General features: G+C 32.4%; 23 protein-coding genes and 1 tRNA gene. 16 read left to right on the top strand and 8 right to left on the bottom strand.

Translation table 11 applies throughout. The features are described 5' to 3' along the window. The first annotated feature begins 4 nt into the window (after nt 1-4). From murC to AAFN75_RS03365, 7 genes are all read left to right on the top strand, one after another. Entirely contained in the window at nt 5-1,357 is a 1,353-nt protein-coding gene (murC, locus tag AAFN75_RS03395; RefSeq protein WP_411808225.1) for a UDP-N-acetylmuramate--L-alanine ligase, read from the top strand. 187 nt (nt 1,358-1,544) lie between these two features. After that, the gene (locus AAFN75_RS03390; RefSeq protein WP_411808224.1) at nt 1,545-2,066 is read left to right on the top strand and encodes a cell division protein FtsQ/DivIB; all 522 of its coding nucleotides are present in this window, start codon (nt 1,545-1,547) and stop codon (nt 2,064-2,066) included. Between the two features lie 3 nt (nt 2,067-2,069). Next, the gene (ftsA, locus tag AAFN75_RS03385) at nt 2,070-3,392 is read left to right on the top strand and encodes a cell division protein FtsA (RefSeq protein WP_411808223.1); all 1,323 of its coding nucleotides are present in this window, start codon (nt 2,070-2,072) and stop codon (nt 3,390-3,392) included. A gap of 118 nt (nt 3,393-3,510) precedes the next feature. Then, a complete protein-coding gene (ftsZ, locus tag AAFN75_RS03380; RefSeq protein WP_411808222.1) occupies nt 3,511-5,532 on the top strand; it encodes a cell division protein FtsZ in 2,022 nt (673 codons plus the stop codon). 182 nt (nt 5,533-5,714) lie between these two features. Beyond that, nucleotides 5,715-6,164, top strand: a complete 450-nt coding sequence (locus tag AAFN75_RS03375; protein WP_144118213.1) for a GatB/YqeY domain-containing protein — start codon at nt 5,715-5,717, stop codon at nt 6,162-6,164. A 22-nt stretch (nt 6,165-6,186) separates the two neighbouring features. Continuing rightward, on the top strand, nt 6,187-6,429 hold the full coding sequence (locus AAFN75_RS03370; RefSeq protein ID WP_411808221.1) for a GIY-YIG nuclease family protein: 243 nt from the start codon (nt 6,187-6,189) through the stop codon (nt 6,427-6,429). A 9-nt stretch (nt 6,430-6,438) separates the two neighbouring features. Further along, nucleotides 6,439-6,512, top strand: a tRNA-Arg gene (locus tag AAFN75_RS03365). Nucleotides 6,513-6,567: 55 nt separating this feature from the next. Here AAFN75_RS03365 and AAFN75_RS03360 read toward each other — a convergent pair. Beyond that, nucleotides 6,568-6,996, bottom strand: a complete 429-nt coding sequence (locus AAFN75_RS03360; RefSeq protein WP_144118212.1) for an organic hydroperoxide resistance protein — start codon at nt 6,994-6,996, stop codon at nt 6,568-6,570. Nucleotides 6,997-7,325: 329 nt separating this feature from the next. Between AAFN75_RS03360 and AAFN75_RS03355 the strand changes: the two genes are divergently transcribed. The 3 genes from AAFN75_RS03355 to AAFN75_RS03345 all read left to right on the top strand — a co-directional run bounded on the left by AAFN75_RS03355 (nt 7,326) and on the right by AAFN75_RS03345 (nt 9,094). Continuing rightward, nucleotides 7,326-8,063 (top strand): zinc-dependent peptidase, encoded by a 738-nt coding sequence (locus AAFN75_RS03355; RefSeq protein WP_411808220.1) that lies wholly within the window; start codon nt 7,326-7,328, stop codon nt 8,061-8,063. A 79-nt stretch (nt 8,064-8,142) separates the two neighbouring features. Further along, nucleotides 8,143-8,562 carry a CBS domain-containing protein gene (locus AAFN75_RS03350; protein ID WP_144118210.1) on the top strand — a complete coding sequence of 140 codons (420 nt, stop codon included), beginning with the start codon at nt 8,143-8,145 and terminating at the stop codon, nt 8,560-8,562. Nucleotides 8,563-8,674: 112 nt separating this feature from the next. Then, nucleotides 8,675-9,094 (top strand): HPP family protein, encoded by a 420-nt coding sequence (locus AAFN75_RS03345; protein WP_411808219.1) that lies wholly within the window; start codon nt 8,675-8,677, stop codon nt 9,092-9,094. Here the strand turns inward: AAFN75_RS03345 and rpe are convergent. The 3 genes from rpe to AAFN75_RS03330 form a co-directional block, all read right to left on the bottom strand. Continuing rightward, on the bottom strand, nt 9,091-9,753 hold the full coding sequence (gene rpe / locus AAFN75_RS03340) for a ribulose-phosphate 3-epimerase (protein WP_411808218.1): 663 nt from the start codon (nt 9,751-9,753) through the stop codon (nt 9,091-9,093). The two genes, AAFN75_RS03345 and rpe, sit on opposite strands and share 4 nt — an antisense overlap. 43 nt (nt 9,754-9,796) lie before the next feature. Beyond that, nucleotides 9,797-10,204, bottom strand: coding sequence for a BLUF domain-containing protein (locus AAFN75_RS03335; RefSeq protein WP_144118207.1), 408 nt, complete (start codon nt 10,202-10,204; stop codon nt 9,797-9,799). Between the two features lie 158 nt (nt 10,205-10,362). Next, nucleotides 10,363-11,226 carry an RNA polymerase sigma factor RpoD/SigA gene (locus AAFN75_RS03330; RefSeq protein WP_042497104.1) on the bottom strand — a complete coding sequence of 288 codons (864 nt, stop codon included), beginning with the start codon at nt 11,224-11,226 and terminating at the stop codon, nt 10,363-10,365. A 144-nt stretch (nt 11,227-11,370) separates the two neighbouring features. Between AAFN75_RS03330 and AAFN75_RS03325 the strand changes: the two genes are divergently transcribed. The 5 genes from AAFN75_RS03325 (at nt 11,371) to AAFN75_RS03305 (ending at nt 18,152) form a co-directional block, all read left to right on the top strand. Next, nucleotides 11,371-12,693, top strand: a complete 1,323-nt coding sequence (locus tag AAFN75_RS03325; protein WP_144118206.1) for a TolC family protein — start codon at nt 11,371-11,373, stop codon at nt 12,691-12,693. A 141-nt stretch (nt 12,694-12,834) separates the two neighbouring features. Continuing rightward, nucleotides 12,835-13,050 carry a hypothetical protein gene (locus tag AAFN75_RS03320; RefSeq protein ID WP_144118205.1) on the top strand — a complete coding sequence of 72 codons (216 nt, stop codon included), beginning with the start codon at nt 12,835-12,837 and terminating at the stop codon, nt 13,048-13,050. Nucleotides 13,051-13,261: 211 nt separating this feature from the next. Further along, complete coding sequence (locus AAFN75_RS03315) at nt 13,262-14,446, top strand: protein kinase domain-containing protein (RefSeq protein WP_411808217.1); 1,185 nt, start codon at nt 13,262-13,264, stop codon at nt 14,444-14,446. A gap of 57 nt (nt 14,447-14,503) precedes the next feature. Then, a complete protein-coding gene (locus AAFN75_RS03310; RefSeq protein WP_411808216.1) occupies nt 14,504-16,888 on the top strand; it encodes an ABC transporter transmembrane domain-containing protein in 2,385 nt (794 codons plus the stop codon). A 4-nt stretch (nt 16,889-16,892) separates the two neighbouring features. Further along, the gene (locus AAFN75_RS03305) at nt 16,893-18,152 is read left to right on the top strand and encodes an HlyD family secretion protein (protein WP_411808215.1); all 1,260 of its coding nucleotides are present in this window, start codon (nt 16,893-16,895) and stop codon (nt 18,150-18,152) included. Between the two features lie 889 nt (nt 18,153-19,041). Here the strand turns inward: AAFN75_RS03305 and AAFN75_RS03300 are convergent. Both AAFN75_RS03300 and rpsO read right to left on the bottom strand, forming a co-directional pair. Further along, nucleotides 19,042-21,300: a polyribonucleotide nucleotidyltransferase gene (locus AAFN75_RS03300; protein WP_411808214.1), complete on the bottom strand. Its 2,259-nt coding sequence runs from the start codon at nt 21,298-21,300 to the stop codon at nt 19,042-19,044. Between the two features lie 336 nt (nt 21,301-21,636). Beyond that, a complete protein-coding gene (gene rpsO, locus AAFN75_RS03295) occupies nt 21,637-21,906 on the bottom strand; it encodes a 30S ribosomal protein S15 (RefSeq protein WP_144116789.1) in 270 nt (89 codons plus the stop codon). A 187-nt stretch (nt 21,907-22,093) separates the two neighbouring features. On the opposite strand from rpsO, the gene AAFN75_RS03290 reads away from it, so the two are divergent. Further along, nucleotides 22,094-23,230, top strand: a complete 1,137-nt coding sequence (locus AAFN75_RS03290) for a PAS domain S-box protein (protein WP_411808213.1) — start codon at nt 22,094-22,096, stop codon at nt 23,228-23,230. A gap of 72 nt (nt 23,231-23,302) precedes the next feature. On the opposite strand, the gene accD is transcribed toward AAFN75_RS03290, so the two are convergent. Beyond that, complete coding sequence (gene accD / locus AAFN75_RS03285; protein WP_144116787.1) at nt 23,303-24,160, bottom strand: acetyl-CoA carboxylase, carboxyltransferase subunit beta; 858 nt, start codon at nt 24,158-24,160, stop codon at nt 23,303-23,305. A gap of 319 nt (nt 24,161-24,479) precedes the next feature. Then, nucleotides 24,480-25,547 carry a class II fructose-bisphosphate aldolase gene (gene fbaA / locus AAFN75_RS03280; RefSeq protein ID WP_411808212.1) on the bottom strand — a complete coding sequence of 356 codons (1,068 nt, stop codon included), beginning with the start codon at nt 25,545-25,547 and terminating at the stop codon, nt 24,480-24,482. Nucleotides 25,548-25,567 lie beyond the last annotated feature (20 nt).

Genomic DNA, 25,567 nt, shown 5'->3' with positions numbered 1-25,567 from the left:
TTAAATGAATTTAAATAATATACATAACATCTATTTTGTAGGCATTGGCGGTATTGGCATGAGTGCTTTGGCGCGCTATTTTAAGGCGAATAACAAAAATGTTGCTGGTTATGATAAAACGCAAACCGATATTACCAATAGTTTGGTCGATTTGGGTGTGGCGGTTCATTTTGAAGATTCTAAAGATAACATTGCATCGCAGTTTAAAAACCCGGATAATACCATTGTTGTTTATACGCCTGCAATTCCTAAAGATAATGCAGAGTTAAATTTCTTTAAGTCGAATGGTTTTAAGGTTTTAAAACGTTCTCAGATTTTAGGACTAATTACCGAGAATACCTTTTGCTTGGCTGTTGCAGGAACGCACGGTAAAACAACCACAACAAGCATATTAGGGCATTTAATGCGTGAGTGTAATGTGGCGCTAACAGCTTTTTTAGGTGGAATTAGCGAAAATTATAATTCTAATTTAATTTTAAATGGATCTGAAGTTAGTGTGGTTGAAGCCGATGAGTTCGATCGTTCGTTTTTAACATTATCGCCAGACTTGGCATGTATTACATCCATGGATGCCGATCATTTAGATATTTATGGTAATGCCGCGGAGTTGAAAAAAACATTCGAAGATTTTACAAAAAAAATAAAACCAAACGGTAAGCTGTTTGTAAAAAATGGATTGCCTTTAAAAGGCATTACTTATGGTATTGAAGACGATTCGGATTATTCCGTTCAAAATATAAAAATAAAAAATGGCACTTATGTTTTTGATGTTAAAACGCCAAAAACGGTACTTGAAAATTTACAATTTAACCTACCTGGTAGACATAATTTGTCGAATGCATTAATAGCCTTGGCGATGGCTGTAGAATATGGTTGCCCGCACCACCAGCTCGCCAATGCTTTAGCATCATATAAAGGGGTTAAGCGTAGATTTACCTATCATATTAAAACCGATAATTTGGTTTTTGTTGATGATTATGCACATCATCCCGAAGAAATAAATGCCGTTCATCAGGCGGTAAGGGAAATGTATCCAGATAAAAAGGTGTTGGCTATTTTTCAGCCGCACTTGTTTAGCCGAACACAAGATTTTGCAGACGATTTTGCTAAGAGTTTAGCCCAGTTCGATGACCTTATGTTGTTAGATATTTACCCAGCAAGAGAGCTGCCAATTGAAGGTGTTACATCGTCGTGGTTGCTAGATAAAATAAGTAATAAAAACAAGCAGTTAGTTAGTAAAACTGATTTGTTAGCTAAAATACACGAAAGTAAGGCTCAAGTTATTTTAACTATAGGAGCCGGAGATATAGGAGAACAAGTAAAATACATTAAAAAAGAGTTTAGTGTTGAAAGTTAATTGGAACTACATAAAAATGTTTGTTTTGCTAGGCGTAGTGGTCTTTTTGTTTGCTTTTGCTTCAGCGCGAAATGCAAATAGAAGTGTGTCAGAACCTCAAGTGAAATTTGTTGGCGAAAACAACCTGTTTGTCACAAGCGAGGCTGTTAGTAAATTGTTAATACAAAATTATGGAGGGCTTAAAAACGTGCCTAAAGAAGCTTTAGTTTTGAATGAATTAGAAAATACCCTCAAATCTAATCCGTTAATAAAATCTGCAGAAGTGTATGTTGCTGTAAATGGCACGCTTAACGCTGAGATAGAACAGAAAACGCCTATAGCAAGGGTGAGTACAAATGCGTCTTATTACATTGATGATGAGGGCATATTTATGCCGTTGTCTAAAAACTATTCAGCAAGAGTACCCTTAGTTACCGGTAGCATTGAAAAAAATAATTTAACAAACGTCTATAAAATAGCGCGTAAAGTTAAAAATGATGACTTCTTAAAAAAGCATGTTTTTGAGATTAATCAGGATAATAATAAACAGTTGTATTTAAGACTAAGAAAATGTGATTTTATTGTAAAATTAGGTGATGTTAATTTTTTAGATAAAAAAGTTAATAACCTAAAAGCATTTTATAAAAAAAATCAAAAAGATAACACACTTGGCAATTATAGCAAAGTGAATTTAGAGTTTGAAAACCAAGTAATTTGTACCAAAATTTAAGCTATGGAACATAATTTAGCAGTAGGATTAGACATAGGAACCACAAAAATTGTGGCGATGATTGGGCGTAAAAATGAATACGGCAAAGTCGAGATTTTAGGTATAGGTAAATCTAAAAGCTTGGGTGTGCACCGTGGTGTGGTAAATAATATTACACAAACCATTCAGTCTATTCAACAAGCAGTTCAAGAGGCAGAAGCGGCCGCAGATATGAAAATTGACGAGGTTACTGTAGGTATTGCAGGACAGCACATTCGTAGTTTACAACACAGCGATTACATTACAAGATCTAATTCTGAAACCGTAATAGATGTTGATGATATCGATAGATTAATTAATCAAGTACATAAATTGGTGATGCTACCTGGAGAAGAAATTATCCATGTACTACCACAAGAGTATAAAATTGATGGACAAGCCGAAATAAAAGAACCAATAGGTATGTATGGCGGTCGTTTAGAAGCGAATTTCCATGTAGTTGTTGGGCAAGTTTCTTCTATAAGAAATATTGGCCGTTGTGTACAAAGTTCTGGATTAGGTCTAGAAGGTATTACACTAGAGCCTTTGGCATCTGCTAATGCCGTTTTAAGTCAAGAAGAAAAAGAAGCTGGTGTTGCTTTAATCGATATAGGTGGTGGAACTACCGATTTGGCTATTTTTAGAGATGGCATTATTCGTCATACCGCAGTAATTCCTTTTGGAGGTAATGTGATTACTGAAGATATTAAAGAAGGTTGTTCAATCATTGAGAAGCAAGCCGAATTATTAAAAATAAAATTTGGTTCTGCATGGCCGGGAGAGAATAAGGATAACGAAATTGTGTCTATACCTGGTTTAAGAGGAAGAGAGCCTAAAGAGATAACTTTAAAAAACCTGTCTAAAATTATACATGCTAGGGTTGTTGAAATCGTAGAGCAAGTATATGTTGAAATTAAAAACTACGGACACGAAGAACAAAAGAAAAAACTAATTGCGGGTATTGTTTTAACGGGTGGAGGCGCACAGCTAAAGCACTTAAAGCAACTAGTGGAATATATTACCGGTATGGATACTAGAATTGGCTATCCTAACGAGCATTTGGCTGGCGATAGTGATGATGATATTACAAGTCCGCTTTTTGCTACAGCCGTAGGATTAGTGTTGGATGGATTAAAGCGTCAAGAGCGTAAAAAGATAGAGCAACAAGAGGAAGAAGTTGTTGATGAAGTTGAAACACCACAAGAAACAATAGAAGAAGAAGTTATAGAAAAACCTGTTAAGGAAAGACGTTCTTTCCTTGATAAGTTAACTGAACGCGTTAAAGATTTTTTAGATAATGCAGAGTAAGTTATTATATAGAGCAACATGTCCAGTTTGCACTTTAAAACAAAGTGATTACTGGCGTATAGAGAAACCATTGAATTAAAATATTAAGTAGAAAAATCCCCCAGAAAAATAGAATTTTATGAGCAGCAAAAAAGAATTCGAAACAAGTATCTCATTTGATTTACCCAAAAATCAGTCAAATGTCATTAAAGTCATAGGTGTAGGTGGTGGTGGTAGTAATGCCATTAATCACATGTTCCAGCAAGGTATAAAAGGTGTAGATTTTTATATCTGTAATACCGATGCACAAGCTTTACAAAACAGTGGTGTTCCAAATAAAATCCAATTAGGATTAGATTTAACCGAAGGGTTGGGTGCAGGAGCAAACCCAGATATTGGAGAGCAATCTGCAGTTGAGAGTTTTGATGATATCTCTCAAATGCTAGATACCAATACCAAAATGGTATTTATTACTGCCGGAATGGGCGGTGGTACAGGTACAGGAGCAGCACCTATAATTGCTAAAATGGCTAAAGATTTAGATATTTTAACAGTAGGTATTGTAACCATGCCGTTCCAGTTTGAAGGTAGAATGCGTATCGAACAATCTCAAAAGGGTATTGAGAAGTTAAGAAACGTGGTTGATTCTTTAATTGTGATTAATAATAATAAACTTCGCGAGGTTTACGGTAATCTTGGTTTTAAAGCAGGATTCTCTAAAGCTGACGAGGTGTTATCTACCGCTGCTCGTGGTATAGCCGAAGTTATTACACATCACTACACACAAAATATAGATTTACGTGATGCTAAAACCGTACTTAGTAATAGTGGTACTGCTATTATGGGTTCTGCCTTAGCATCAGGACAAAATCGTGCTCAAGATGCTATTCGAAAAGCTCTTGATTCACCATTATTAAACGATAATAAAATTACAGGTGCTAAAAACGTATTGTTGCTAATTGTTTCTGGTGCTCAAGAAATAACTATCGATGAAATAGGAGAAATTAATGATCACATACAAACCGAAGCCGGTCATGGTGCAAACATTATTATGGGTGTTGGTGAGGATGAATCGTTAGAGGAGTCTATTGCTGTAACCATAATTGCAACAGGTTTTGATATCGAGCAACAAGACGAGATTTCTAATACAGAAACTAAAAAGGTAGTACATTCTTTAAGTGAAGAGCAGGATTTAGATGCTCAAGATAAAGAGCCTGTTATTATCGAGCCTACTATAGTTTTAGAAGAAAAGAAAGAAGCTCCAGTTGTTCGTCATACTTTAGATTTAGAACCAGAAGAAGATGTGGTTTTTGTTAAAAAATCTGAGGTAAAAAAAGTTGAAAGAGAAATAGATTTAATACCAACTTCAGATCTTATTAAAAATATCAATGTGGTTTACGATGAGGTAAGCGCGAATATTTCTAGTTTAAATGAAGACGATAGTTTTATAATTAAGCCAGTTACTAGAATGGCATCTGATTCTGAAAGTATTGCTGATGTTGAATTAATCTCAGATTATATTGAAGAAGAGAAACAAATCACTCTAACCTTCGATATGCCATTAACGCCAACCAGCAATGAGGTTAAAAATGAAGAAAAAGAAGAGGTAATTGAAAAAGTTGAAGAAAAAGCTGAAGCTACGATTACTCACGATTTAACTGAAGAGGTTAAAAGCATTCCTGTAAATGATTACGTGGAGCTAGTTACGGTTAATGAAACGAATGAAGATGGCGATATTCGTTATACTTTAGATGATTATGCCGAGGCAGAAGGTACTCAAACTAAGTCTAAACAAACTAGTAAAGAAGTTTTAGAAGATGTTGAAGAGGAAATCATTTTTGAAAAGAAAGTGGTTGTAGAACCTACAGTAAATGAAGAGGAAAATGATGAGGTAGATCCTATGAACAGTCCAATTTCAGATATGCTTAAAGAACGTGCCGAAGAGCGCAGACGCAAAATGAAAGACTTCAATTATAAGTTTAACAATGCTAAAATTGATGATATAGAAAAAGTACCAGCATATAAAAGGCAAGGTGTAGATTTAAAAGAAGCAAAACATTCATCAGAAACTAATATGTCGAGAACAAGTATTGGTTTAGATGATAATGATGATATTCAATTAAGAAGTAATAATTCATTCTTACATGATAATGTAGATTAATTATAGACCATTTATTAAAGTGTGTTATTTATAAGCCCGAAAAGTTCCCTCAACTTTTCGGGCTTTTTATTAGGTGTTATTTTGTCATTTCCTCGAAGGAGGGAATCTTTTTAATTACTAATTTTAGTCTTCAAGCATCTAACTTTTTTCTATCTTCGCAGTACAGTAAATAATAAAAAAATATGGGTTTACAACAAGAAGTAATGACGGCTTTAAAAGCAGCGATGAAATCAAAAGACCAAACGGCTTTAACGGCTTTACGTGCGGTTAAATCGGCTATTTTGTTAGCACAAACAGAAAGTGGTGCAAAAGAAGAATTAACAGAAGAGCAAGAGCTAAAAATACTTCAAAAACTAGTTAAGCAACGTAAGGATAGTGCGGCTATTTATTTAGAACAAGATAGAAAGGATTTGGCATTACCGGAAATTGATGAAGCTGAGGTTATTAGTCAGTTTCTGCCAGAGGCCTTAACCGACGAAGAAATTGAAAAAGTTGTTGTGGCCACTATCCAGCAAGTAGGAGCAGATGGTATGAAAGATATGGGTAAGGTTATGGGTATGGTAAGCAAAGAATTGGCTGGACAAGCTGATGGAAAAACCATTTCTAATATTGTTAAGGCAAAATTATCTTAATTGCTACATTAAATAGTTTCGAATGATTTTTTATGTTTATGTTATAAGTAGTGAAAAAGATAATCTTTTGTTTAAAGGGTTAACTAATGATTTACAAAAAAAAATTGCCCAACATAATATGGGAGAACATAAAGAAACAAAAGAACACAGGCCTTGGGTTTTAGTGTATTCTAAAGTGTTTACTTCTCGAGTTAAAGCAAAAGAGTATGAAAACTATTTAAAGGCAGAGGAAGGCATAGAGTTTTTAAAAAATAAATTGAAATAATAATTAAATGGCTGCGTAGTTCAACTGGATAGAATATCAGATTTCGGCTCTGAGGGTTGGGGGTTCGAATCCCTTCGCGGTCACAAAAAAAAGCACTTCGTAAGAAGTGCTTCTTTTTTAAACTATAAGTGAATTATATTATTCATCCAATAATAAATTCAATCTAACGGTTATATTATCTCGTGTAGCTTTACTAAACGGGCAAATTTCATGAGCTTTTTCAACTAAATCCTCACCTGTTTTAACATCTACACCCGGTATATAACAATCTAGGGTGGCTTCTAGAAAGAATCCATCATCATCTTTACAGAATCCTATTATAGCAGTTACGCTTAATTTATCGTTATCAATTTTAATTTTTTCATTTTCGGCAACTGCTTGTATGGCGCCGCCAAAGCACGCGGCATAAGCTGCTCCAAAAAACTGTTCTGGATTAGCACCATCACCTCCAGAGCCACCCATAGATTTTGGTACCGATAAATTAAAATCCAATGGACCATCTTCCGATTTTACCTTTCCTTTTCGACCTCCTGTGGCTAGTGTGGTCGCTTCATATAATGTTTTCATATCTTTTTTTTTAAAGTTATTCCTTAAATATACTATCTAGACTATAGTAAATGAAATGATCATTCTTAAATTTCTCATAAAATTATAAAGAAATCTATGGTTTTTCTTAAAAGCACATTGTTTGGACCAAGTTTTCTTTAATAAGACTAAATAATAGGCTAAATAGGTTAATTTTACAGTGCCTTAAATCATATTTATATCATTTGGAAACTAATCCGGATTCATATTATATAGGAACAATTATTCTATCTATCCTGATAGGACTTGTAATTGTTTTAGTACTTATTTTTATTAGAAAAATAATTACCAGCATACTGGATGGGGTAGAAATGACTTATACTTTTTTTACTAATCGTCCCGCATTTGTACATTTCTATCTTTTTCGTAAAACGCTAACTAGAAGTCAAACCAAAATATTAACTGAGCAGTTTACATTTTATAGGCGGTTAGATGCTAAAAACCAAAGCTATTTTAGGCATCGTGTTACAGCTTTTATGCAAAGTAAGGTGTTTATAGGTAAAGCGGGTTTTGAGATAACAGACGAGGTAAAAGTGCTAGTGTCTGCCACGGAAATGATGCTTACTTTCGGATTTAGAGATTTTAGTATTAAAGCCGTTAAAAATATTGTTATTTACCCAACCAAATATTTCTCTGAAGTAAATAAAGTTTATCATAAAGGTGAGTTTAACGCAAACCTGAATACTTTAGTGTTATCGTGGGATAGTTTTTTGGAAGGTTACCGTATTGAAGATGATAAACTAAATTTAGGGATTCACGAATTTGCACATGCTATTCATTTTAATTGTATTTATCAAGAGGATATAAATTCTGTGATTTTTATAGATACTTTTAATGAGCTTAGAGCGTTGCTTGCTAAAGATGAAATTTTAAAAAATAAATTAGTATCATCAGAGTATTTAAGGCACTACGCCTTTACCAATGATTTTGAATTGCTAGCCGTTATTCTAGAAACCTTTATTGAAACACCGCAAGCCTTTAGAAATCAATTTCCTTTAATTTATTTTAAGGTTAGGCAAATGCTCAATTTTAATTTTCCGTGCTACTAGTACTTTAGTCATGACTTTTATCATAAAAAAGGAGGCTTAGGTTACGTAATTTTATAGTATAAACTTAAGCTATAATGTTATGATACGAAAAGCACCAATTTCAATGATAATGACCCAGGATGTTATAACATTGAACAAAACAGATAAACTTGAAACTGCCGAGCATTTATTTAAAAAATATAAAATAAGACATATTCCTGTAGTTAATGGTCATGTAATTGTAGGTATGCTTAGTTATAGTGATTTGTTACGACTTAGTTTTGCCGATATTACCAACGAAGATGAGAGTGCTGTAGATGTTATGGTATATAATATGTTTACTATCGATCAAGTAATGAAACGCAATATTGTAACGGTTTCTTCTACAAGTTCCATAAAAGAAGTTGCTGAGTTATTGGCGTCTAAAGAATTTCATGCGCTGCCAGTAGTGGATAATAACACATTAAAAGGTATTGTTACTACAACCGATTTAATAAAATATTTGCTAAAACAATTTTAGGGACACTATAGTTCATTGTGGGTTGAATATTATTTTAAGATAAGTGATAATTATCATAAAATCAATCTAATTTCTGAAGTAAATTTACCTTGTAACTTTAAATATATACGCCATGGTACCACACATTCCGATTTCTACGATAATGACTAAAAATATTATTGCAATTAGCCCTAGAGAGGATTTAGATAGGGTAGAGATGTTGTTTAATAGACATAAAATTAAACATATGCCAGTAGTTTCTCATGGTGTAATAGTAGGTATGCTTAGTTTTACCGATTTAATGCGTATTAGTTTTGCCGAAAGTGCAGCAGAAGGTAGTCGAACAGTTAATTCTGTAGTCTATAATGCCTTTACCATAGAACAAGTTATGGCTAAAGATGTTGTAACGGTAACTAGTGATACTTCTATTAAGGACGTAGCAAAATTATTAGCAGATCGCGAGTTTCATGCGGTTCCTGTGGTAGATGATGGTGTACCCGTTGGTATTGTATCGTCAACCGATTTACTATATTATTTGGTTAAGCAAATTTAAGAATTAGCAAGCGTTTTTAATTCTTTTATGGTTTCAGTCTGGTTAGTGCTTTTAAAAACATGACTTCCGGCAACAAATACATCGGCACCAGCTTCAACTAGTTTCTTAATGTTTTTGTTGGTAACACCACCATCAATTTCAATTCGGGTGTTTAAACCTTGATTCGTAATCATTTTGCGTAATTTTTTTACGCGATTGTATGTGATGTCTTCAAACTTTTGGCCACCAAAACCTGGGTTTATAGACATAAGTAAAACCATGTAACATTTAGGTAAAATATCTTCTAGAACAGAAACAGGTGTAGTTAAGTTTAATACAACACCAGCTTTGCAACCTGCATCTTCTATTTGAGTAAGGGTGCGGTGTAAATGTACTGTAGATTCATGGTGCACGGTTATAATATCTGCTCCCACTTTTGCAAACTCTTCAATATAACGTTCTGGCTTTTCAATCATTAAGTGCACATCTAACGGCTTTGTAGCATGTTTTTTTATGGCTGCAATTACAGGCATACCATATGAGATGTTTGGTACAAAATGCCCATCCATAACATCAATATGGAACCAATCGGCATCACTATTGTTAACCATTTCTGTATCACGTTGTAAATTGCCAAAATCGGCAGCTAGCATTGAAGGCGCAATTAATTTAGAAGCCATTTTAATATTTTTTGTTTTGTTGTCGCAAATCTAAAGTTTTTTATTAGTCAGAACTTAATAGATCTTCAATAATTTGTAAAAAAATAGCTTTGGACTCACATTCTTTATTTTCTAAGTGTGTTAGATAATCTTGTAAGCTATAAAGTGCGTCAAGATCGTCAATAATGGTGTAGTTTGTATTAAAATCTTTAAAACTAAGTTTGGTAATAGAGGTGTTTACTAATTCAATAATATTAGAATGTCTATTATCTATTTTTATTTTTTCAAAAAGAACATCTATGAGTATGGGTTGGCCTTCTATAATTTGAAAAAAAGCACTATCTTTTTTAACCAGCACACCTGTAATGTTGTTGGTGTTATTTTTGGTTTGCGTTTCGTTAAACAAGGCTTCAAAGCCCATTATGTCTATGTTTGGTTTTACCTTGCTTGTGTAACAAATAGTTTTTAGCATATTACTAATATTAATGTTTGGTGATTTAAAATTATGCGTTTTCCAAAATGAATAAACCCGCGGTAATCAGCCGCGGGTTCTTTCATCAATCAAAAAACGAACAGTTATGTTGTAACTGTTGTTACTATAATTTAGTCGTAATTCTTAACAGAAAATTACTAGCCTAAATATGTTTTTAATATTTTACTTCTAGACGTGTGTTTTAATCTACGAATAGCTTTTTCTTTAATTTGTCTTACACGCTCACGTGTTAAATCGAACGTTTCACCAATTTCTTCTAACGTCATTGGGTGTTGGTTTCCTAAACCAAAGTATAAACGAATAACATCTGCTTCACGAGGTGTTAACGTTTCTAAAGCACGCTCAATTTCGGTGCGTAAAGATTCATGTAACAATTCGCGATCTGGGTTTGGAGACTCGCCCGAGTTTAATACATCGTATAAGTTAGAATCTTCACCTTCTACTAAAGGGGCATCCATACTAACGTGACGACCAGAGTTTTTCATAGACTCTTTAACATCATTAATAGTCATATCCAATTCTTTTGCAATTTCTTCGGCAGAAGGTGGACGTTCATGACTTTGCTCTAAAAAAGCAAATGTTTTATTAATTTTATTAATAGAACCAATTTTGTTTAATGGTAAACGTACAATACGAGATTGCTCTGCTAATGCTTGAAGAATCGATTGACGAATCCACCAAACGGCGTACGATATAAATTTAAAACCACGAGTTTCATCAAAACGTTGTGCAGCTTTAATTAAACCTAAGTTTCCTTCATTAATTAAATCGGGTAATGTTAAGCCTTGGTTTTGGTATTGTTTAGCAACAGATACAACGAAACGTAAATTAGCCTTCGTTAACTTTTCTAAAGCTACTTGATCGCCAGCTTTAATACGTTGCGCTAATTCAACTTCCTCGTCGGCTGTAATTAAATCAACCTTACCAATTTCCTGTAGATATTTATCTAACGAAGCGGTTTCTCTATTGGTAACCTGCTTCGTAATTTTAAGTTGTCTCATTTAATGTGTCCTGAATTTAATTTGTGAATAAATAGGTCGTTCAATAGTTATACGTTACAACGATTCAAAATGTTACAAAAAAGTTTATTTATTTTTTAATTTCTATATCTTGCAGAAAATTTTCAAGTCCTAAATGACCTATTTATGAAGTATTTCCTATTATTAATCATTAGTTTTTTAAGTATAGGGGTAACGCACTCTCAAACTAATGGCGAGCTAGAATTAACGCTAGAAGGCTGTTTTATTTTGGCTATTCGAAATAATTTAGATTTAAAACAAAACGACATGGAGGTGGAAAAGCAGAAGCTTTTAAGTAATAGAGCTAAATGGCATTTTCTGCCCGATGTTGGAATTGGTATTACCCAAGATTATGAATTTGGATTTAATATTGAGCCCTCTACAAATACCAGAGTTAACGAAGATTTCCTTTCTAACGATATGTATTTAAGTGCCTCAATGGATGTAATAAACTTTTCGAACTTTAGTAGTTTTAAAAGAGCAAAAGCTAGTGTTAAAAAATCTGCTGCCGATGCCAAAATTGCAAAACGAGATTTATTATTAACCATAGCACAGTTTTATTTAGATGTTATGTTTAATGATGAGTATTTAAAATTATTAAATAACCAATTAGCAGAAAGTGATAAACAAATTAATAGGTTAAACGATGCTTTAAGCTATGGTTACATTGCTAAAAGTGAATTGTATGATGCTATTGCAGAACATGCCATAGATAAAAAAAATGTAGAGCTAGGTGAAAATAGTAAAAAAAGAGCATTACTAAATTTACTATATCTGCTTAATTATAATGTGGATACCGATAAAGTTGTTTTTTATGATAACCTTTTTGAGGTTGATGAAAAGGCTTTAAAAGATAAGTCCTATTATATAGATAAAGTTCTTGCTAATAACCCAATTGCTAAAAGCGCCGATTATGCTGTAGACATAACCAAAGCATTAATAGGAGAAGTAAGAGGGAGAGTTTTACCAAAACTAAGTCTTAAATATCAAGTAGAGTCCTTTTATGTGCGAAGCTTGTCAGAAGATAATGAAGATCTTTTTCCTTTTAAAACTCAGTATAGAGATAATAAAACAAACTCTATAGGAGCAACTTTAAGCATTCCAGTTTTTAATGGTTTAAAAAATAGTTATGATGTTCAAGTGGCTAAACTCGATCATGAAAAAGCAGTTATGGCAAAACAGGTGGTAAATAATAATTTAATTTTCGAGGTAGAAAAGGCATATCAGGATATTGGAGATGCTATCGTAGAGTATAAATCTTCAAACGAGGTGTTATTGTCTTCAGCTGAATCATTTAGGACCTCAAAGCTTAAATATGAAGAAGGTAAAATTAACGCGTTCAATTTTGCAATTGCTAAGAGAAATTTGTTAAAGTCTGAATTAGATGTTATTACGGCCAAGTATAAGTGGTATTTTAACTCAGTAAAACTTGACTTAATTACTGATTAAAGTAATTTTTAGTAGGAATTAGATTAACGGCTGTGGTAATTTAGACCAATTACTTTTAAACTCGTTAAACCGAAGTGCCTAGTTATTCTATTTTATATAGATTTGCAGAGTAATTGTTATTAACTCTTAAAATAGAATATTATGATAAAATTAAACGATTTAATCAAGGATTTAAATTATAATGAAATTGATGAAGTTGTAGCCGGAGGTTGCAGAGGTAGAAGAAGAAAAAGAAGTAGAAGAAGAAGATGTGGAGGAAGAGGTTCTAACTCTAGTTCAAGCTCGTCATCGTCATCATCGTCATCATCATCTGTTGCATGTGAAACACCAGAACCACCTATTTACGTAGAAGGATAGGATTTATATAATTTCAAAAAAAAACAGGTTACATATGTAAACCTGTTTTTTTTGCTTAAAACTTAAAAAAATTAGGACAGTAAGTATTAATGCCAAGAACTAATTTTTTTATCTTTTTTTATCTTCCCTCAAAATTATTAATGTACTAACCTTCAATACTAATTGTAGCGTCTAGTCATGTTAATTATATTAAATAGCTTTACATCCTACTATGTATAAACTCTCTAGTTATATAGAACTCAGCTCAGAAAAGGACAAAAACCAAGAACTTGAGTATTTCGCTTTAATTTCTACAAAGCGAACAAAAGTGTTTTTAATTAATGAAACTATTTTTAATTTTTTAAAGCATTTTGAAATGCCTAATACATTAACTGATGTTTTTAAGAATTACAAAGCAGAATTCAAACTAGAAAAAAGTGAAGATGTTAATTTATTAAAAGGTCAGTTAGAAAGCTTTTTTAATGATTTAGCTAAACGCCATTGGATTGTTCCTGAAGATAAGATTGAAGAATTACCAGAACTCGATACCTTGTTTAAGGAAAAGGACACGTTTTTAAATTATAAAGTCTTATCTGTTTTAGGTAACAATAAAATAACAGATGTTTACTTAGTTCGCGATCTAAAAACCAATAAAAAACTAGTTGTAAAACTCTTAAATAAATCTAAGTTTAAGGACGAAAAAAGTTTTGATAAATACAGTACATATTTTGAGGAAGAATTTAATTTCGCTAATAAATTTAATTCTATTTATATAAATAAAACGCTTGGTTTTAAATCTTATAAAGAACAACCCTATTTTTTATTAAAACCTATTGAGGGCGTAAGTATTTCTAAATATGTGAACAACAATAAGCTAAAAACACCCGAAAAGGTAAAGCTTATTTTAAAAATGCTTAGAGGATTTTCTATTGTTCACCAAAACAATGTTTATCATGGTGATATTCACTTTAGTAACGTAATGGTGCAAAAAAGCGGTGTTCCTGTAATTATTGATTTTGGTTATGCCAATAACGTTGAAGTAAATATCGAAAACGCACAAGAAAAGGTGAGAAACGGAGGTGTTTATGCCTTTATTCCGCCAGAGCGTGCATTAAGATCCTTAGATAGACGTTTCTCAAAAGTTACGCATTTTCAGGCAGAGGTGTATCAAATAGGTATTATTATATATTATATTTTTATAAAAGAATTACCATTTAAAGCAGACACCTGGAAAACTATGGTGGACGAGAAACAACAGCTAAATTTAGGAGAAAACGAAGTGTTTTTAAAGCGTAAAATACCAAAACAGGTAAAAAAGTTTATAATAAAATGTTTAGAACCAAATCCAGAAAACAGATTTAGCAGTGCTACAGCTATGTGCAATAATTGGAAAGCGATTACTAAAAAACTCAATTAAAAATAAATACAATATATTTGAGGCTCTTAAAACCCCAAACTATAACAGTAATATTACATGATAGACCAACAAATTAGAAATAACGATTGTGGTATAAGTGCTGTAAAAACGGTTTATAATATTTTACATAAAAATGTAAGCCGGCAATATATTAAAGACGAGGTGTTTTTAAATCAAGAAGGCTCTAGAATGAGCGATTTAAAAACATTTTTTGATGATAATGGTTGCGAATCAAATTTTAGCCTTTTAGATGTTAATACAACTAAAAACAATACAGCCTACTTTAAAGACCTATTCCCGTTTATAATTCCTGTAAAACATAAAAAGGAATTACATTATATTGTTATTAATGGCATAAAACGAGGAAGACTTAAGGTTTATGATTCCAATCGGGTTAAAACCTACTATATAACTTTACAAAAGTTAAAAAAGATAGCCCATTATTCAGATAGTTATCTGGATCAGGTATCCATGACAGAGCGATTAAATATTATTATTAATAGCGAACTCGAAACCTATAAAGTTGACAAAAGTAAAGCCTTACGAGATAATGATGTAACGACATTATTTAATAAGCTAATGTACTTTGGGTATTATCAAGAAAATTACCCATTTACCGACAAAAAACTAGAAAAAAAGTTTTTAGAAGATTTAATTTTCGATCAGGATTTACTTGCCATTCCGGAGCATTTTAAAACGTTAGGCTTAAATAAAAGTAAAATCAAGGTTAAAGCGCCTTTAATTTTAACTGTAAAGGCAAAAGACAAAAGACCAATTGTACATCCAGACTATCCGGACAACGAGGAGAGCATGTACCTCAAATTACTTAGAGGGTTAAAATCCGATAGGAAATTGTGGTATATATACATTTTTACAGCAATTTTTGCGGCAAGTGTTACCCAGTTAGCTGTTTTTGTTAATCAAATATTAATAGATAAAGTTTTACCTAGTTTTCAGTTAAACATCTTAATTCTATTTGTAATAGGTGTTGCTATATTCCGAATTTTTAATATAGTAATATCACTCTATAAAAAGTTTATTAGTATCCATTTAGGAAACATTTTAGATAAATACTTTTTAGGGACCTTCGATCAGAAATTAAATGATTTCTCTATTCGTTTTATTCAGAATTTTAGGCGAGGCGATTTAACAGAACGTTTAAGTGATTCAAGAAAACTAAAAGATTTCTTTTTAAGATTTTTTACTAGAATACTAGTAGATATTGTAGTATCTATTTACTCGCTTATACTTTTGCTGTTTATAGATTGGCAACTTACAAGTATCGTTTTAGTAGTCATGGTGCTATTCTATATTTGGTTTAGGATTATGACCCCAATTTTAAAAACCAATGAGATGAAGAGGTTTGCAATTAAAGCAAATTACTTTTCTACCATGATTGAAAAAATTGAAGGTATTCAGGTAATTAAAAGTTTTAAAATTGAAAACGTATTCTCTGAAAAAGTAAACGATAATATTGACGAGCTTATAAATATTCAAACAAAAGTTAAGTATTATAGTATTTTTAATTCTACTGTAGTGTCCTTAATAACCCTGTTTGCAGGACTGACCATATTAACCTTATTATCCAAAGATGCTATTTTGCATCAAACTATTACTTTAGGGCAAATCATTACGTTTTTAGCGTTATCATCTAAAATATTTGGTTCCTTAAGTAGTATTTTAAGTGAAAACTTAACCTTGCAAGAAAACCTAGTTATCTTAAAAAGGTACTTCGATTTTAATGAAAAAGCGGAGGCACAATCCACCGAAAAAGCGATTACAAATGTTGATGTTACTACGGTTGATTTTAATCACGTTGGGTTTGAGTATATGCCAGGGATGCCAATACTACATGATATAAATATTAATATTAGTAAAGGCGAAAAAATTAAAATAGAAGGAAAAAATGGATCAGGTAAATCTACGTTCTGTAAAATTTTAGCCTTGTTATATAGCCCAAGTAAAGGCGCTATTAAAGTTAACGATGTTGATGTTAAGTTATACGATAAAAACACCATTAGGGATAATGTGCTATTAGTAAGTAACGAAGATATTTTATTCAACGAAAGCCTACTTTATAACATAACCTTTGGTAAAACTATTAATACCTATGAGGTTATCCAAATGGCTAAAAAGATTGATTTTTACGAATTTATAATATCTAACGATGAAGGTTTAGATTATAAAATAAGTGAAAACGGTAAAAATCTATCAACAGGACAACGAAAAAAGATATTATTACTTCGTGCTTTGCTTAGTAACGCTAGTATAATAATGTTAGATGAGGTTTTATCTGGAATTGACACCGAATCAAGAGTAGTTATAGAAAAGACCTTAATGGACTCTAAAAAAGCGTTTTTAATAATATCTCATGAGGCTGTAAGTCATATGAAATTCGACAAAACGTACGTATTGGATAATGGAAAATTAATGCTACAATAATAATATGAGTAAATATAGCTTAGATAATAAAAGATTATATGAAACCCGGGAAATTAATTTTATAAAAATTTTCTTTAGGATTTTATTGGTTTTTATAGGTATTGTTGTGGTAGGATTGTTTGTAATTCCTGTTAACGATGTGGTAACCTATAATTATGGCGAAATCATATCAAAAAACCCAGAAATTAATTTTAAGGCCCCCTTTGAAATTATACCAAGAAAAACCTTTGTAAGTAAAGGCGATCGCGTTACTAAAGGCGATACCTTAATGGAAATTGATAATGCCAGTGGTGAGTTTGTAACTATTTTTCAGCAAAATAAATCCATTGATATTGATAAATTAAATATAGAAGAAAAGGTTGCGTTTTTTAAAAAGCAAATAGAATTAGACTCCATACAATATATTAATAATCGTAAAAAAATTACTAACGAGTTAAGAAGTTTAGGGCAGCAGGCGTATTTATTAAATGAGCAAATTAAAATTAAGCGAAATAAATTAAGCTCGGATTCTATTATGTACCAAAAAGAAGTTATTAGTTTAATTGAGCTTAGACAAGCCAATGACGACTATTTAACCTCTAGAAGCCAGTACTTGCAACTCGGAAATTTAAGAAGTCAATTAAAAGGTCAGTTCAGCTCGTTAGAAAACGAATATTTACAAAGTAAAAACACTTTGGAAATTCAAATTTCCGATTTAATAGCCTCTCAAAACCGATTGGACCAACAAAAAGAGAATGTAAATTCTAAATTAGAAACCAGAGAGAAATCTATTGATATTGTTCAAGCAGCAGACAATAAGCAATTTTTAATATCAAATTTAGATGGCGTTATTGTAAATGTGTTTACCCAAAACCAGAATTTAAGTTTTATAAATAAAGGCGAATCTTTAATCTCCATAACACCAGATTCTAAGAGTTTTTATGCCCGAGCACGTGTTAAGGAGCAAGATTTAAAATACTTAAAAGAAGGGCAAACCACGCATTTAAAATTAGATGCTTATTACTACTATCAATATGGACCAATTAAGGGTGCATTGAGCTTTATACCTAACAGAAAAGAGGTTGATAATAATTTTTACGTGTTAATTGATTTACCAGAAACCCAAAAGTTAAATTTAAGATCTGGGTATTCTTTTAAAGGCGATGTCATTTTAGAAAAAATGAAATTAGGAAAATATATTTTAAAGAAAGTATTTGAACAATACGATACTAAAATGAGTGTGCAAGAAGTTCCTGAAAAGCAAACTGGCGATATTAGTATTTAATACATTATATATACTCAGGTTTTTTGTAATACAATTTTAATAAAAACCAATAAACTATATCTTTAAAAACCCACTTCAAATTATTTGAAATGGTTATTTTTAGTTTTGTATGGAAAGGATAATTATTTATGAGAGTATTTTTTTGTAGGTAAATGCTTTTTTTACGGTAGGATTTGTTAAAGGGTTTATTTGTTGTATACTGGTTTTTTATTTTTCCAGATTCTTAATTCTAGCAACTTGACTTTTATATGATATACTATTCAACTTGGTAAAATTATTTTTATTTAAAAGGTATATTTATTTACTTATAAAATCTAATACGACTCTTTTATATTCCCATAAAATTGGATTTCCAATAACATTACTTTCATAATTATTAAGTGCAGGTATGTCTTTAATTATAAGATTTGAGATACTTAAGTTGACAAAAATTTTCCTTTCTATATTTTTTTAATTTGTATTTGAGTACAAGGTGTTTGAATTCGGATACTTTTTTATTTGATAAATATAATTTTTTGGAAGTTTTATATTATCCATAAAAGTAAGTATAGCGCTACTTCCCGGGTCAAACATTGCTTTCTTTTTATCTCCATTTACTTTAATTTCAATTTTTCAACGATTATTATATTCTATTAAAGGGAATGCGGCGTTACAGCTTTATTTATACCAGCCAATTCTACGCTTCTTTTTAAAAAAGAACGTATAGATTGAGCACTATATCTTCCTCCTTTGGGGTTTTCTATAAAATAAACTTTGGGCTTATAAGTGTTATGGTAATTCTTTAATAACGGAAAAAGACTTTCTGCACTTGTTGTATACGTTCAAAACCAAAAAAAGCCTGTTTCTTAATTGAAACAGGCTTTAATATATTATAGATTATTAAAAGAAATTAATCTTCCTTTTTATCTTCTCTAGGTTTACGGTCATCACGACGGTTATCGCGTCCACGATTATCTCTACCTCTGTTATCGCGTCCACCACGACTATCTCTAGAAGAGTCTCTTGGTGGTCTTTCAACATAACCTTCTGGTTTTGGTAAAAGCGCTTTTCTAGATACTTTCTCTTTACGTGTACGTTTGTCTATACCAAAGTATTTAACATCAAATACATCGCCCATATTTACTACATCGGTAACGTTTTCAGTACGTTCCCAAGCTAATTCGCTTACGTGTAATAAAACTTCGTTTCCTGGAGCAACCATATATTCTACAACAGCACCAAAATCAAGCATTTTAATAACTTTTACTTCGTAAACGCTACCAACTTCAGGCTTAAATAAAATAGAATCTATTTTTGCCATAACAGCATCAATACCTTTTCTACCAACACCTAAAATTTCAACAATACCTTCTTCGGTAACAGGATCCTCGTTAATAACGATAGTTGTATCTGTTTCCTTTTGCATTTCTTGAATCACTTTTCCTCCAGGTCCAATTAACGCTCCAATAAATTCGTTAGGAACACGTCTAGAAACCATAGTAGGTGCGTGATCTTTAACATCTGCATTTGGCGTAGCAATAGTTTCGGTAATTTTACCTAAAATATGTAAACGACCATCGCGCGCTTGTTTTAAAGCATTTACAAGAATCTCGTAAGATAATCCCTTAACCTTAATATCCATTTGGCAAGCCGTAATACCATCTGCAGTACCAGTAACTTTAAAATCCATATCTCCTAAGTGATCCTCATCACCTAAAATATCAGATAAAACAGCGTACTTTCCAGAATCTGCATCCGAGATTAATCCCATCGCTATACCAGAAACAGGTTTTTTCATTTGCACACCAGCATCCATCATAGCCATAGTACCAGCACAAACAGTTGCCATAGAAGACGATCCGTTCGATTCTAATACCTCAGATACTACACGTACAGTATATGGGCAATCTGCAGGAACCATACCTTTTAATGCACGTTGCGCTAAATTACCATGTCCTACCTCACGACGAGATGTTCCACGAATAGGTCTAGCTTCACCAGTACAAAAAGGAGGGAAGTTATAGTGTAAATAGAAACGTTCTTCACCTTCAAACGACGGCATATCTATTTGGTTTGCTTCTCTACTTGTACCTAAAGTAACTGTAGCTAAAGCTTGAGTTTCCCCACGTGTAAATATAGACGATCCGTGTGTAGAAGGTAAATAATCAACCTCACACCAAATTGGTCTAATATCTGTAGTTTTACGTCCATCTAAACGTAAACCTTCATTTAATGTTAAATCTCTAACAGCAGCTTTTTCAGCTTTACTGTAATACTTAGAAATTAATCCACCAAAATCAGCTTGTTCTTCTTCAGTAAAACTAGCTTTAATTTCTTCTTTAATCTCAGCAAATGCAGCACTGCGCTCATGCTTAGCAGAACCTGCTTTAGCAATAGCATATACTTTATCATAAGCCATATCGTGAATTTTAGCAGCTAAATCAGCTTCTTCTCTTTCACCTTCATACTCACGTACTTCTTTTTTACCAAAAGCCTCAGCTAATGCAACTTGGGCAGCACATTGTACTTTAATAGCCTCATGAGCAAACTTAATGGCTTCAGTCATTTCTTCTTCAGAAATCTCATCCATTTCACCCTCAACCATCATTACAGAATCAGCCGAAGCACCAATCATCATATCGATGTCAGACTCTGCTAATTGAGCACGCGTTGGGTTAATAACAAATTCACCGTTTACACGACCAACTCTAGCTTCAGAAATTGGGCATTCAAAAGGAAAATCTGATAATTGAATAGCTGCCGAAGCTGCTAAACCTGCCATAGCATCTGGCATAACATCATCATCATGAGACATTAACTGGATCATCACCTGAGTTTCAGAGTGGTAATCTTTCGGGAATAACGGACGTAAAACACGATCCACTAAACGCATAGTTAAAACTTCTCCATCACTAGGTCGTGCTTCTCTTTTAAAGAAACCTCCTGGGTAACGTCCTGCAGCAGCAAATTTTTCTCTGTAATCTACCGTTAAAGGTAAAAAGTCAACATCTGCTTGTCTGTAGTTGGAAACAACTGTACACAAAAGCATACATTTTCCAGATTGAACAACAACAGAACCATGTGCCTGTTTTGCTAATTTTCCGGTTTCGATAGAGATTTCTCTACCGTCTCCTAGGTCAATAACCTCTTTAAAAACTTTTGGAATCATAAATTTTTTCTTGTAACTCAAGCATATGCATGCTTAAATCATGTTAAACAATGGTCGTTGTGTTGTTGTGTGTAGTTGTTGTGTGTGTGACAATTAAATGTCTCTTGACCAATGAAAAACCTTTAGTCCCGAACTCGTTTCAGGATCTAGCTTCTTCTAAATGCGTTATTTAAACTCTTACGCTCGAGTTATATAATTTGGGCGTTACCCACAAGGGGTCGGGCTTTACGTTTCAAGTCCTCGCTCCTCCTACGTCGGGCTGTGGGCTTTCCTCTACAATCCCTAACGCAAAAACAAAAAACCACGTTATAAAAACGTGGTCTTTTGTTTTTAAGTTTATTTTCTTAAACCTAATTCTTTAACTATAGCACGATATCTTAATACATCTTTCTTAGTTAAGTAATCAAGTAAGCTTCTTCTTTTTCCTACTAACATTACTAACGAACGCTCAGTGTTGTAATCTTTACGATTTGTTTTTAAATGAGCAGTTAAGTGCTCAATTCTTTGCGTAAATAACGCAATTTGTCCTTCTGCACTACCAGTATCGTGTTTTCCTTTACCGTGTTTTGCGAACAATTCTTCTTTTTCTTGTTTTGATAAATACATGCTAATATTATTGTAAATGATTTTTATGTACACGAAAGTTTTTCTTTCGAGCGGCAAATATAGTGAATAATTTAATGTTTAGAATATTATGTAAAAAATCTTTTTTATAACTATTGTAATTAATAACGTAAGGATTTCAATAATTGTAAAAAAAAGGCTATTTTTAGTAAACACAAATTTATCCTATATGCCTGATAGAATTAGCGTTGTAAAAAAACAATTATTCAAAAATATTTTCGATTTTGCTAATGGCGGGCTAGCAATTGTAAGTTTAAAAGGTAAATGGGTAAAGGTTAATGATAGTTTAGCAACCTATTTAGGCTACTCAAAAGAAGAACTGTATAAGTTATCGTTTCAGCAAATTACGCATAAAAAGGATTTAAATATCGACCTTGAAAATATGCGACTTTTAATAAAAGGCGAAATAGATAAATATCAAATAGAAAAAAGATATTTTCATAAAAACGGAAATATTGTATGGGCTTTAATATCGGTGTCTTTATTAAGAGATGATCATGGAGAACCTATATACTTTATAGCTCAAATTCTAGATATAACAAGTAGTAAGGAAAGTAAGTCTCAATTAAAAATTTTACTAGAGTTGGCACAAGAGCAAAATAACAGATTAACTAATTTTGCCGATATAGTTACCCATAATTTAAAAACACATACCTCTAATTTAAGTACGTTAGTTTCTTTTTTAGAAGAAGAAGCGCACGATTTAGTGCAAGATGAAAATTTCGAGCTTTTAAAAGGGTCTGTTATAAACTTAACCCAAACGGTTTCTCATCTTACCGAAATAGCAAAAATTAAATCGGTAGACGAAAATAAAATAGAAGCACTAAACCTATACACCTATGTAAGTCAAGCTATTTATAATATAAGCGCTATTGCAAAAAATAAAAATTGTGTAATAGAAAACCAAGTAGATAAGGACCATTTAATTAATGCCATACCTGCTTATTTAGATAGTATAATACTTAATTTTTTATCGAATGCTATAAAATACCGCGATCAAACTCGAGATACCGTTATAAAATTGTCTAGCCAAATAGAAAACGATCATGTTGCTTTTCATATAGAAGATAATGGTTTAGGAATTGATCTAGATAAGTTTGGAGACTCCTTGTTCCAAATGTATAAAACATTCCATTACAACGATGATGCTTTGGGTATTGGTCTTTTTATAACAAAAGCGCATATAGAAGCTTTAGGTGGCCATGTAAAGGTAAAAAGTGAAGTTGGGGTAGGTACCGTGTTTTCGGTGTGTTTTAAAAGACCAACAACCTTTGTGCTAGAAAGTAATACTAGTGGTTTAAAATAATTATACAATTATTATAAAAAAAAGAAGCCCTATTAACACTGTTAATAAGGCTTCTTTTATGTAATTTTTAAACTAATCTCTTAAAGGTTGGTTTAATATTAAATCTATATATTGGTTAACCTTGTCTTTTAAATCTTTTCGAAGTGTTATAAAATCCAAGAAACCATGTTCTAACAAAAATTCCGAGGTTTGAAAACCTTCTGGTAATTCTTTACCTGTTGTATCTCTTACAATACGTGGTCCTGCAAAACCTATTAATGCTCCTGGTTCGCTAATATTAATATCTCCTAGCATAGCAAACGATGCTGTTGTTCCTCCAGTAGTAGGATCTGTACATAACGAAATATAAGGTAATCCTGCATCTGCTAATTGCGCTAATTTTACCGATGTTTTTGCTAATTGCATTAATGATAATGCTGCTTCCATCATTCTAGCTCCTCCAGATTTTGAAATTACCATTAAAGGTAATTTCTTTTTTAAAGCATAATCTGCTGCTCTCGCTATTTTTTCGCCAACAACACTACCCATAGAACCTCCAATAAATGAAAAATCCATACATGCCACTACAATATCTTTTCCTTTAGATTTTCCAACGGCACAACGCACGGCGTCTTTTAAGTTGGTTTTCTTTTGAGCTGCTTTTAAACGGTCTGGATATTTTTTAGTATCCTCGAATTTTAACGGGTCTTTAGATTCTAAGTCGGCGTCTAATTCTTTAAATTTATTATCGTCAAAAAGGATTTGAAAATACTCTCTACTACCAATTCTAACATGGTAACCGTCTTCTGGACTTACATAAAAGTTTTTTTCTAACTCTTCTGTATCTACAATTTTACCTGTAGGAGATTTATACCACAGCCCTTTTGGGGTGTCTTTTTTCTCTTCGGTAGTTGTTGTTATTCCTTTTGTTTTTCGTTTAAACCAAGACATAGTGACTTATGATTTTGTATTCCCTTGTGTAAGGAAAGTTTTTTAAAATTTAGTTTGTTTCATGACATTCCTGCTTTTACGGAAATGCCAATTACGTTAGGGATTGAGGCATTTGTTGAAGCTCGCCCGATTTTTTATCGGGAAGCGACTGCCGAAAGCCTGACCACAAAATTAAACTTTTTTTTAATTTTGGGGTAACGCCCTTATACTTTTATTAATTTTAATGTTTTAAATGCTTCAATTTTAGGCTTGTAAACCTAAAAAAGGTTCTGTAATATACAGAACCTTTTTTATATGCTTATTGTAAATTGACTTTAATCTATAAAGTGTTTACATTATTTAAATCTTCGAAAGCTTTTTTCAATCTAGCTACAAAAGTTTTTTCACCTTCGCGTAACCATACTCTTGGATCGTAATGTTTCTTGTTAGGAACATCTGCGCCATCAGGATTTCCTATTTGTGCTTTTAAATATTCTGATTTACTTCCCATGTAATCACGAATACCTTCCATGAATGCATATTGTAAATCTGTATCGATATTCATTTTAATTACACCGTAGCTAATTCCTTCGCGAATTTCTTCAACTGTAGATCCAGATCCACCGTGGAATACGAAATCGATATGATTATGCTCAACACCATACTTTTTAGAAATATGCTCTTGAGAATTCTTTAATATTTTTGGAGTTAATTTTACGTTTCCTGGTTTGTAAACACCATGTACATTACCAAATGCAGCTGCAATTGTAAATTGAGGACTAACTTTGCTTAATTCTTCGTAAGCGTAAGCTACTTCTTCTGGTTGTGTGTATAATTTAGAATCGTCTACATCTGTATTATCTACACCATCTTCTTCACCACCTGTAATTCCTAACTCAATTTCTAAAGTCATGTCCATTTTAGACATTCTTTCTAAATATTGCTTGCAAATTTCAATGTTTTCTTCAATTGGCTCTTCTGAAAGGTCAATCATGTGAGAACTGAATAATGATTTTCCAGTTTCTTTATAATGAATTTCACTAGCATCTAATAAACCATCAATCCAAGGTAATAGTTTTTTTGCACAGTGATCGGTATGTAAAATTACTGGAACACCATAAGCTTCGGCTAAAGTATGTACGTGTTTTGCACCTGCAACTGCACCTGCAATAGCAGCTTTTTGTCCGTCGTTACTTAAACCTTTTCCTGCGTTAAATTGTGCGCCACCATTTGAAAATTGTATGATTACTGGAGCGTTTAAATCTCTAGCTGTTTCTAAAACACCATTTATGGTATCAGACCCTATAACGTTTACAGCTGGTAAAGCGTAATTGTTTGCTTTAGCGTGATTGAAGATTTCTTGTACTTCTTTTCCTGTAGCTACTCCTGGTTTTATGTTGTGTCCCATTTTTATGTTTATTATAATTT

The organism is Algibacter sp. AS12, from assembly GCF_046736315.1.
Lineage (GTDB): Bacteria > Bacteroidota > Bacteroidia > Flavobacteriales > Flavobacteriaceae > Algibacter_B > Algibacter_B amylolyticus.
Note: the sequence above shows the minus strand (reverse complement) of the source record. Positions and strands in the feature narration are given on the sequence as shown.